This is a genomic window from Caballeronia sp. (genome assembly GCF_028292365.1).
GTDB lineage: Bacteria > Pseudomonadota > Gammaproteobacteria > Burkholderiales > Burkholderiaceae > Caballeronia.
Genome location: NZ_JAQGMM010000353.1, coordinates 24,580 through 35,337, shown reverse-complemented (window position 1 = coordinate 35,337; position 10,758 = coordinate 24,580). Strand labels below are relative to the sequence as shown.

The window sequence follows — 10,758 nt, the reverse complement described above, 5'->3', positions numbered from 1 at the left end:
GAAACCCGCTTCACTGCGAAATGTCCCGGCGGAACGTTTCAGGAACGAAGAGCACGCCGACTATCAGCGACACGCCTGCAATCACGATCGGGTACCACAGGCCGAAGTACACATTCCCATTTTCGATTGCCATAGCAGAGACGACAAACGGCAGCATTCCGCCAAACCAGCCAGATCCAAGATGGAACGGAAGCGAGAGAGAGGTGTAGCGAATTCGCGCGGGAAAGAGTTCAACCATGAATGCCGCCATCGGGCCGTAGACCATGGCGAGATACGCAATCAGCAACCACATCAGGAAAATCACGGCAGGCGCGTTGATCTGCGACGGGTCCGCGTGCCGTACCCAGCCAGCGGCCAGCAGCGCGCGCTCCAGATCGTTCTTGTCGCTACCGTGCACAGTTACACCGCCGATGGCCGTAGCGGTCACTTGGCCGGCCTGCAACGGGACTTGCTGGTACGAGACTCCCGAGGCACTCAGGAACGAGCGGATGCGGTCGCATTCGCTCCTGGGCGCTGCGAACAACGAGAAGTGACAGTCATCCGCGTGAACGGTAACCGGCGAGGTTTTCTGGAACCGCTCCAGTTCCGGATTAGCGTAATGCGTCAGCGCGTGAAAGATAGGCAGGGTCGTTAGCGCAAGCAACAGGCAGGCGGTCATCATGATCCACTTGCGCCCGATGCGGTCCGAAAGCCAGCCGAATACAAGGTAGAACGGAAAGACGCCCACCAGCGCGATGGCCAGATAAAGGCTCACCGTATCAGGTGCGACTTTCAGTGTGTTCTGCAGGAAATACATGGAGTAGAAGTGCCCAGTGCCGAACACGACGCCAACACCGGACGCCGTGCTGAACAACATGATGAGCACGTACTTGAGATTTTCCCACTTGCCAAAGCTCTCACTAATCGGCGACTTCGACAATCTCCCCGCCTCTTTCATCCCCTGGAAGGTCGGCGACTCCGCCAGCTTCGTCCGCAGGTAAACGGAGACTACGAGTAACACAAGAGAAACCAGGAACGGTACGCGCCAGCCCCAATCCTGGAATGACGCATCATTCATGGCGCTCCGGCTTGCGCTGACCACCGCAATGGATGACAGCAACCCAAGCGTCGCAGTAGTTTGAAGCGAGCTCGTGTAAAAACCGCGGCGGCCAGCCGGAGAATGTTCCGCGAGGTAAGTCGCCGCCCCGCCTGTTTCGCCGCCCAATGCGAAACCCTGCAACAGGCGCAAGCAGACAAGTAACACGGGCGCCAGCATGCCGATTTTCGCGAAAGTAGGCAGTAGCCCGACACCGACCGTGGCAACACCCATCAGGACGATTGTCGCCATGAAAGTATATTTCCGGCCGATCCTGTCGCCTAGACGGCCGAAGAACAACGCACCGAGCGGCCGTACCAGAAATCCTGCACCGAAGGTCGCGAGACTGGCCAGAAAGGCCGTGGTGTCATTGCCGCTGGGAAAGAAAAGCGTACTGAATGTTCCAGCCAACGCCGCATAGATATAAAAATCGTACCATTCGAGCAATGCCCCGAATGATGACGCGATGATCAGCGTAAATTCGCGGCGCGTGACAGCGCGCCGCGTTGGCTCGGACGTCGAGATGTCCATTCTCACTCCTGGCTGCAAGGTTCCACCACGTTCCAATTCAGTTATGCTAATTGAACAAAATTGACTGGACACACTTGGCCGGAGTCAAATCACGCTTTGATTTGGAACGCCATGTCTGCCATGCCCTCCTCCTTCAAGCTTGCTAAGCGTCTCCGAGTACTTCCAGTGCTTCGTCACAGGTCATGACGGCCGCGTATTTTTGCGCCATGTCGAACAGGTTGGCGTCGTGAGGGGCAATGGCGCGGTCACCCACGCAGTCGGACAGCACGAGCGGACGGAAGCCACACTGCATGGCGTCCACCACGCTTGCGCGCACGCAACCGCTTGTCACGGCACCGGCAATCACCAGCGTCTGCACACCACGCAACGCGAGCCACGCAGCCAGCGACGTGCCAAAGAACGCCGACGGGACCGTCTTGCGCACCACCAGTTCGCCTTCGCGCGGCGTAAGTTGCGGCACGATGGCGCTGTTATGCGCATGCTCCTTGAGCGAGAGCAGACCTGGCACCTTCAGCGTAAAGATATTTACATCTGCATCATCGTCGGCGAACACAATGCGCGTGTGGGCGACGGGCCAACCGCGCTCACGCGCGTGTGCCAGCAGCGCGACGGTGCGCTCGATGGCCGGCGCAACGTTGCCCCCGCCAAACACTGCAGGGTCCGCAAAGCCGTTGACGAAATCGACGATAAGCAAACCCACCGGCGCCTTCGGTTCAAGCGTCGAGCCGAAGCTCTGGCGCTGGTAGGGTTCAAGTTCATTTGACATGCCGCTTCCTTACTTATCTTGTTTGTCCAGCACGTGGCCGTTGCGTACCACCGCTTCACCATCGAGGAACACGTCGCAGTGACGCAGCGGAATATCGATGTGACAGGTCGTCGTTCGCTTGCCGCCCGCTTCGTTGTTCGGTCCCAACGAGAACAGAAAGTTACCTTCGAAAGCACGCGCGTCCATGCCGATAGTCGCCTCGCGATCGTATAGGCCCAGCGTCGACCAGTGCGCGCGCGGCTGAAGTCCCCAGCCGATATGCGAGATCGCGTACGCTTCCGGGTCCTCGAAGGTGCTCATGTATTCGTTGAGCAGATCCGCGTCCATGCCTCCATCGATCCGGGTAGCAAAGCCGTTCTCGATAGTCAGTTCAATGCGATCCTGAACGTATTTCTTCTGTGGCAGCAGGATGTCTCCGCGGTTGATCACGATGCGCCCATGGGCACGGCCTTCGTTCGGGAATGTCAGTGCAAAACCGCTTGGCCAGTGATCCCATCGCCCCGGTTCATCGACGAAACCGTATTCCGCAATCGCCTCGAATTCGCCCAGCGGGCAATGAAAGTCTGTCCCCGCAGCCGAAACGATGTGCATCTCGCGCGCGCCGTTGATACGCGCCTGGGCGGCCAATACCCGCTCGCGATCGGCCAGACTCGGCACGAGCCGCGTAAGCACCTCGGGCGGCTCGACCGCGAGAAGAATCTTGGTGCCGGTCTTCAGGATGTCGAGTTGCTCGGGCGAGAACAGCAGCGTCATCAAGTCCAGCACAAGGTCACTCGCCTTGAGTGCGGCAATCGCCGCGGGGTTCCCCGTCAGCGGCGTTGTACCGAGGTAGGCAAGCGGGTCACGGCTGAGCGCCTTCTCGCCGTTCACCGGAGGCAAGTCCAGCCGGTTGACGATCGCGCCCATCGACTGCGTGGCGATCAACGCAGTCGAGAGCGTTTGTGGATGAGTCCCGGCACTCGTGAGAATGGTGACGGTCTGACCCGCTTCGAGCCGCGAAAGCGTTAGCACCTGCTTCCACGCTTCAATCATCTGGTAGTCGCTGACTGGCATAGTGGTCTCCTCAAAAGTTGGACGTCAGGCAGGATCGTCAACCCGAGCCGTCAACGGTGCGCCCAGGAAGTCACCGAACGCGCGATAGAAGCCTTCCACGTCGTCCCACGGAATCATGTGGCCAGCATCGGGAACGTGCGAATACGCAAGCTGCGGTGCGAGCGTGCGGATTTCCTCGACGTCTTCCTGGCGCACCACATCACCACGCCCGGCAGTCGTCAACATCATGGGTATGGCGACGTGAGGCAGGTCCGCGTGGATATCGTCGGTATGAAAACCCTCGAAGCTCGCGATCACTGCACGCTCGTCGCACGTATGCAGCCACTCCGCGCGAAGCTGCCTCTGCTCATGCGTCCAGGTGGGACAGAACGTGCGCATGCCTTCTGCATCCGTTCCTTCACGCGCGAGCCGCATTGAATCGACGTACCACGGCAGTTGCGACGGATACGCACGGCGGCCCGGTCCGGACACGGGCGGGTCAACCATGACCAAGCGCACCAGACTCGCAGGCTGCATACGAGCGGCGCGTACGCCAATGCGAGCGCCCATTGAATGGCCCACCACGCTGTAGCGCTCAAGCCCTATCACCTGAGCGAATGCGATCAAGTCTGCAGCCTGCGCGTCAAGGCTGTAGTCAAGCGTGTCGGACGCCGACGACAACCCCCTGCCACGGACGTCAAGCACGTAGGTATCGAACGTCGTGCCGAAGCGCTCGCCGACAAAACCCCACGTCACGGCCGGGCTGGTGATCCCCGGCACGATGATGACGGTGTCACGCCCGGCGTGTGCGTCAGTGGGACTGCCGTAGCGCAAGTAGTGCTGGCGGATGCCGTTCGCGTGGACGTTGCCGCCATAGAGGAAAGTAGAAACTGTGCTCATGCGGATCCCGGATTGATCGAACGCCGGCACGTCAGTAAGCACCGGATAGCAGCGCACCGGCACCCGGCACGACCGCTTCCAGGCCAAGCTGCTTGAGCATCGCGTAGGTGGTCGCAATCGAAGCGGTGATGACCGGTTTGCCCGTGATCGCCTCAACCTTTGCCACCGCCGGCAGCGACGGCATCTGCACGCAAGCCGAGAGCACGATCGCATCGGCATTCGATGTGTCCATCTGCGTCACGATGCCAGCCAACAGGCCCGGATCATGACGGCCTACATCGAGATTGTCGGGAATCTCGAGCGCCCGGTAATCGAGAACTTCGTATCCTTCGTTGCGGATATAGTCGACCACCAGTTCAGTAAGTGGCTTCATGTAAGGCGCCACGACCACGATCCGCCTGGCGCCGATAACCCTCAGCGCATCGACCAGTGCGCCAGCACTCGTGATAACCGGCGCCGCGCCGCCATTCTCAACAGTGCGTGAGCGCAGGCGCTCCTGTGACACGCGGTGGTAACCATGCCCCATCGCCATGATTGCGACCAGGCACGCGTAACCCAGCACATCCACGCGCGCATCGCTCAGCTCGAGCGCACAACGGTCCGACTCCGCATCCATCGCAGCCAGTTCTTCCTTGACCACTTTCTTCATGCGCATGCGGCTGGAATGGAAGGTGAAACGCTCGGGACGGATTGCCTGGCGGGCGAGCAGCATCGCCGGAATTTCCGTCTCCATTGTCGTGTTCGAACTCGGCACAATCTGGCCAATTCGATATTGCTTTGTCATTGCTAAACTCCGGATAAATTTGACGTGACGGTCTTATGCTTATGCTCACGCTCGTGGCAGCAAGCCCGGCGTCACAGCTTGAAAATGCGTTCCGCGTTACCGTGGCAAACCAGGTCTCTGACGTGATCGTCGAGCGGTGCCTGCTCGATAAAATCAGCAGCAATCGCCGTCGATTCGTACGGGTAGTCCACCGAGAACATGACTGCCTCCGGACCCATTTCGCCGATCGCGCCAAGCAGCGAAGGCGCCGAGCACACACCGGACGTGGTGATCAGGATGTTCGTTCCGATGTACTCCGACGGCGCGCGCTCAAGACGGATACCGTGCGAATACACCGCGAAACGGCTGTCAAATCGCCAGCGCAGATACGGCAAGCCTTCACCCATGTGGCCCAGGATGACCTTCAGCGCGGGGAAGCGATCAAAGACGCCGCCAAAGAGAAGCCTTAACGCATGGCTGCCCGTTTCCACACCCCAGCCCCATGCAGCGCCCGTCAATTCCGGATGACCGTCAAACACCGTCGGCATGACATAGGCATCAGTAGGATGCAGATACAGCGGCACATCGAGTTCCTGCATTCGCGCCCAAAACGAGTCGTATGCACGGTCGTCGTAGTACGTTCCCAAGGTGTGCCCGTTGACCAGCGCGCCCTTGAAACCGAGGTCGAGTACAGTTCGGTTCAGTTCGTCGATCGCCCCCTGCGGCGTATGCATGGGCAACGTTGCAAACCCGCCGAACCGCGTTGGATGACGTGCAATCTGTGTTGCCAGGAAGTCGTTACTTTCCTTCGCGCGAGCTACTGCGACGGCCGGGTCGATCTCCCCTTGCACGCTCGGACCTGTCTGGGACAGGATGGTGTAATCGATCCCTGCACGGTCCATCTCGGCTATGCGCTGTTCGTCGAAGTCCGCAAGACGAGCGGCGAGATCGGCCAGCACGTCAGGGGCGATGTGCTGGGTAAAGCTTTTTGAGTAGCCCTGGAAACCAGGCGTTGAGAAGTGTTCTTCCAGGGCAATTTTCCGAATGCGTTTAGTCATGAAAAAACTCCAGGCGTTTATTCAGCATACTGATAGGTTAGATGCAAAGCAGTGTTTTGACGGTTCACAAAACCGGTCTCAAGCTATGGTTAGCAGCGGGCTTATTCGCCTCGGCCAAAGAGGCGTTTTATACGGCCCCAGAGAACGCTCCACACCAGACTACCGACGTTGAATCGCGTCGACGGTCCAGCGGAGTCAGGCATGTCCGCGCCAGCCAGTTGTGCGGTGATCCGCGCACCAAAGTCGGCGATCATCCGGCGGACGAAGTCTTTAACAAGCCCCGATCGCGAGAATTGAGCCAGAGGTCCCTGCAACATATATTCAAGCGTGACCGCAACGCGCGTTTGCGTCCCATTCGATTCATCGCTCAATGCGTAGGTCACGTCGCCATTTGCTTTCGAACGGCTGATGTTGTCCTGCCCGGCCCCACGCATCACCGCACGGTATGCGGCGTCATCGCGTTCAAGTCTTGCAGCGCCCGCAAAATTTGCCGACATCGGACCAAACTTGATGGCGATCTTCCCCTTCACCTTTTCGGAGTCGTGCTCGATCAATTCGGCCCCCGGAAGGCATGCGGTAACAGACGGCAAGTCGCCCATGAACGCCCAGACTTTCTCGAGCGGAAACGGCACGACAAAGCTGTCATCAATCGCCGTCCACCCTTTGCGCGCACCAGTCGGCTGAACGTTTGAAACTGGCGACGCCGCATCGTCCTGCGATGAGCGCGCAGGCGCGTTCGAAGGTGTCGCGGCAATAGCCGCGAAGGTCTGAAACTCGCCCGCGGCCTGCGGCTGAGCGTTACGTACGGGCTCTTGTCGAACCGGGGCAACGGGAACGTCGGCCGGCGGATTCTCCTTCAGGTCGACAAGCACCGCTTTGATTGCGTTGACGATACCGACGTACCCCGTACATCGGCACAGGTTTCCTGATAGCTCCAGTCGAATGCGCGCCTCATCAGCGTCCGGAAACCGCCGCACGATATCGCGCGCGGTAATGAGCATGCCGGGCGTACAGTATCCGCATTGCAGCCCGTGATGAACCGAGAAAGACCGGCGCAGGCGCTTCATCAATTCATCGTCGTCGAAGCCTTCGATCGTACGAACCTTCTGATGGTCACAGGCGACGGCGAACGTGATGCAGGAGCGCACCGGTTCACCGTCTACAAGGACCGTACACGCGCCACACACGCCATGCTCGCAACCGAGGTGCGTGCCAGTCAGGTTCTGGTTGTCGCGAAGGAAATCGCCCAGATGGATCCGCGGCGCGACGTCGCCACGGATGGCCCGGTTATTGATGGTGAGTTCAATGACAGACATGGAAATTCCTGTTAATGCCCGGATGAACCGAAGGCTTGCGCAAGACAGCGCTCGACGGTCGCCTCGTGCATGGATCGGTCGATAGCGTCTGCGTTCGGCATCGCGCTCGCCACGCCCATTGCAATCGCTTCCGGGGTCGCCGCGCCAGGTCCGTGTTGCGCGATCGACTGAGCGAGTGCTTCCAGCGCTGCGGGTGGACCATCCAGCGCGCCAAGCACTACGCGGGCCAAGCCGGTTTGCGCGTCAAACGCGGCGGCCGCGCTCGCGTGAGCGAACTCACCCGTCTTGCGGCATAGCTTGTAATAGCCCCAACGCAAGGTGGGCCCCATCTTCGGCAACAAAACTGCCGAGATGATCTCGCCCTCTTCCAGCAGCGTCGTAAATGCACCCAGCATGAACTCACTGGCACGCACGCGGCGCGTACCGCTTGCCTTTGTGAGCTCGATCCGGGCGTCGAGGGTGGAGAGCGCCAGGGGCCAGTCCGCTGCAGGATCAGCGTGCGCCAGGCTGCCGCCAATGGTTCCTCTATTGCGGATCGCTCTATATGCAATGCCCGAGGCGACATACTGCAAAAAGCCGTTCCGCAAAAGCTCATACTTGCCATCCTCGATTTCCGCGTGAGTGATGGCCGCGCCTACGCGAATAAGATCACCTGAAACGGTGACGCTGCGCAGTTCATCGACACGCGATACATCGATCACTTTCGACGGCCTTGCGAGCCGGAGATTAAGCATTGGCCCCATCGACTGGCTGCCGGCTATGGGCTTGACGCTTCCGGCTGAAGCGCCAAGCTCGCTTAGGGCTTGCGGCAGTGTCTCGGCCCTGACGTAATCAAACGCGGCGGCCTTCATCGAATCACCTCGTGAACAGGTTCCGCCGTTGCCTCTGCCTCTGCCTTGCTGTGCGCGGCGGCCTTCGCCGTTTCAATGGCCGTGAGCAACCTGCGCGGCGTGAGAGGTGTCTCAGAGACAAGCGCTCCCAAGGGGCTCAGTGCGTCGTTCACCGCATTGAAAAGTGCCGCCGGAGGCGCAATCGCGCCCCCTTCCCCCACACCCTTCGCCCCAAACTCGGTATACGGCGACAGCGTCTCCATATGGATAATTGTCAGCGGCGGAAGCTCCGTCGGCCCCGGCAACATGTAGTCTGCAAGCGTGGAGGTCAGAGGCTGGGCGTTTTCGTCATACAGTGTCTCTTCATAGAAGGCAGTACCAATGCCTTGTGCAGTTCCGCCAATCGTCTGACCTTCGACAACCATCGGGTTGATCATTCGTCCGCAATCCTCAACAATCACATATTCCAGGATCTCGACGTCACCGGTTTTTGTATCGACCGCAACAGCGGCCGCGTGCGTTGCATAGCTGAACGCGCCGGTATCGACCTTCGGCTTGAAACCGTGAGTTGCCTCGAGCCCCGTCAAGTCGACGCCCTTAGGCAAACGTTCAGGCCGCAAGTACCAGGCGTGGCCGATATCCGCTAGAGAAACCCGTCCCGTTGCACCGATAACCTCGCCAGCCTCGAACCGGACTGCACCCTCCATTTCACCAAGGATATGCGCGCCAATTTTGATCAGCCGCGGCACCAGTTCGCGGCAAGTAGCCGCGACCGCGCCGCCGGCCATGACAATGCTGCGCGATGCGTATGTGCCTGTTGAATACGGTGTAAGTGCCGTGTCACCGTGAATCACCTTGATCTTCTGGATGGGAACGCCAAGCACCTCGTTCGCGATCTGCGCCAACGTGGTTTCCATGCCCTGCCCATGGGAATGAATACCGGCACGTACTTCGAGACCGCCGTCCGCGGTAATACGCACCGTTGCCAGGTCGTAACCGGGAACGACGGGCAAACCCCACGACGCGAACACCGCCGTTCCGTGCGCCGACTGCTCGGTGAAAGTCGCAAAGCCGATGCCGATCAACCTGCCGTCGGGTTCGCCCTCTTTCTGACGCCGGCGCCATTTGGCAACATCGAGTTGATCGGCTGCGCGCTTCAGGCTCTCCTGGAAGTCGCCGCTGTCGTAGTGCTTCTTGACAACGTTGGTGTAGGGCATGTCTGCGCCGCGAACCAGATTGTCATAGCGGACTTCCCAAGCCTCGCGGCCGACTGCCCGCGCAATGGCGTCCATGGTCAGCTCGATTGCGAAACACACACCCGTGCGCGCCACGCCGCGATAGGGCAGAAAGCCCGGCTTGTTGGTCGCGGCGCACTGCGTCCGGCAGCGGTAACCGCTGAAATCGTAGGGACCGGGAAGATTGCCAAGCGCCTGTCCAGTTTCCAGTCCTATCGTAAAAGGCCATGCTGAATAGGCGCCGCCATCGATCAACAAGTCGCAGTCCAGCGCCAGGAGTCGCCCGTTCTTGTCTGCATAGGCCGTCAGCTCGTAATGATGCTGACGCGTGTTGGCGCCTGCGATCAGATGCTCGCGACGGTCTTCGATAAATCGAAAAGGCCGCTTGTACGTGAGTGCGAGCCACGCAATGCAAAGCTCTTCTTGCTGGAGGACGCATTTGTATCCGAACGCACCGCCAACATCGGGCGAAATCACGCGGACCTGAGCATGATCGATTCCCAGGCATTGAGACAGCACCGTGCGAATCATGTGCGGCACCTGGGTCGACGTAATCACGACCAGTTGTGCCTGGGTATGATCCCAGTACGCCAGCACCGCCTTGCCTTCCATCGGGACCATACACTGGCGCGCCAGATCGACCTTCTGCTTCACGACGACGGGAGCATCCTTCGCGCGTTCGTCGAAGTTGATGTCCGCCTTGAGGTCGAGAAAGAGGTTGTCGGTCCAGTGGTCATGCACACGGACATCGGTGCGCTCACGCGCCGCAAAGGCGCTCGCAAATGCGGGTAGCTCATGCAGGTCCAGCTCAATCTCTTCCGCGATGTCCTCAGCCTCGGCGCGGGAATTCGCGAAACACATGGCTACGGGTTCACCGACAAAACGGACCTTCCCCGATGCAAGCGGAGGATGCGCAGAAGGCTTGTACGTCGCGAGGCTGGAGTCGGCCACAATGTCAGTGGCCGTATACATGTCTTCCCGCACAATGACCTGCCCGGGAAAACGCTCCGGCTTGCCAATGTGCTCAATCCGCGCGTGCGCAAGCGGGCTGCGCAAGAACGCGACTTCCTGCAAATCAGGAAACGTATAGTCGGCGACAAATCGCCCCTTCCCGTGCAAATGCCGCTCGTCTTCGCGGCGCCTGACACGAGCGCCGACGCCGCCACTTTCAACGGGCGCTTCCGTCGGTTCAGTGCTGTTCATATGCCTCTCCCAAGTCCGTAGCCCGCCAATAACATGCTCTGATCCTGCC

At 59.8% G+C, this 10,758-nt stretch carries 9 protein-coding genes; all 9 read right to left on the bottom strand.

Annotated elements, in window-relative coordinates; translation table 11 throughout:
* Positions 1-10 precede the first annotated feature (10 nt).
* Complete coding sequence (locus JWR14_RS21280; protein WP_299711021.1) at positions 11-1,606, bottom strand: MFS transporter; 1,596 nt, start codon at positions 1,604-1,606, stop codon at positions 11-13.
* Between the two features lie 142 nt (positions 1,607-1,748).
* On the bottom strand, positions 1,749-2,372 hold the full coding sequence (locus tag JWR14_RS21275) for an isochorismatase family protein (RefSeq protein WP_299711018.1): 624 nt from the start codon (positions 2,370-2,372) through the stop codon (positions 1,749-1,751).
* 9 nt (positions 2,373-2,381) lie between these two features.
* Positions 2,382-3,425: a 2,5-dihydroxypyridine 5,6-dioxygenase gene (locus JWR14_RS21270; protein WP_299711015.1), complete on the bottom strand. Its 1,044-nt coding sequence runs from the start codon at positions 3,423-3,425 to the stop codon at positions 2,382-2,384.
* A gap of 24 nt (positions 3,426-3,449) precedes the next feature.
* The gene (locus JWR14_RS21265; RefSeq protein ID WP_299711012.1) at positions 3,450-4,304 is read right to left on the bottom strand and encodes an alpha/beta hydrolase; all 855 of its coding nucleotides are present in this window, start codon (positions 4,302-4,304) and stop codon (positions 3,450-3,452) included.
* A 31-nt stretch (positions 4,305-4,335) separates the two neighbouring features.
* Positions 4,336-5,088, bottom strand: coding sequence for an Asp/Glu racemase (locus JWR14_RS21260; RefSeq protein WP_299711009.1), 753 nt, complete (start codon positions 5,086-5,088; stop codon positions 4,336-4,338).
* A 71-nt stretch (positions 5,089-5,159) separates the two neighbouring features.
* The gene (locus tag JWR14_RS21255) at positions 5,160-6,125 is read right to left on the bottom strand and encodes an amidohydrolase family protein (RefSeq protein ID WP_299711006.1); all 966 of its coding nucleotides are present in this window, start codon (positions 6,123-6,125) and stop codon (positions 5,160-5,162) included.
* Between the two features lie 101 nt (positions 6,126-6,226).
* A complete protein-coding gene (locus JWR14_RS21250; protein WP_299711026.1) occupies positions 6,227-7,447 on the bottom strand; it encodes a 2Fe-2S iron-sulfur cluster-binding protein in 1,221 nt (406 codons plus the stop codon).
* Positions 7,448-7,452: 5 nt separating this feature from the next.
* A complete protein-coding gene (locus JWR14_RS21245; RefSeq protein WP_299711003.1) occupies positions 7,453-8,292 on the bottom strand; it encodes an FAD binding domain-containing protein in 840 nt (279 codons plus the stop codon).
* Complete coding sequence (locus JWR14_RS21240) at positions 8,289-10,709, bottom strand: xanthine dehydrogenase family protein molybdopterin-binding subunit (protein ID WP_299711000.1); 2,421 nt, start codon at positions 10,707-10,709, stop codon at positions 8,289-8,291. The genes JWR14_RS21245 and JWR14_RS21240 overlap by 4 nt, the downstream gene beginning before the upstream one ends.
* Between the last annotated feature and the right edge of the window lie 49 nt (positions 10,710-10,758).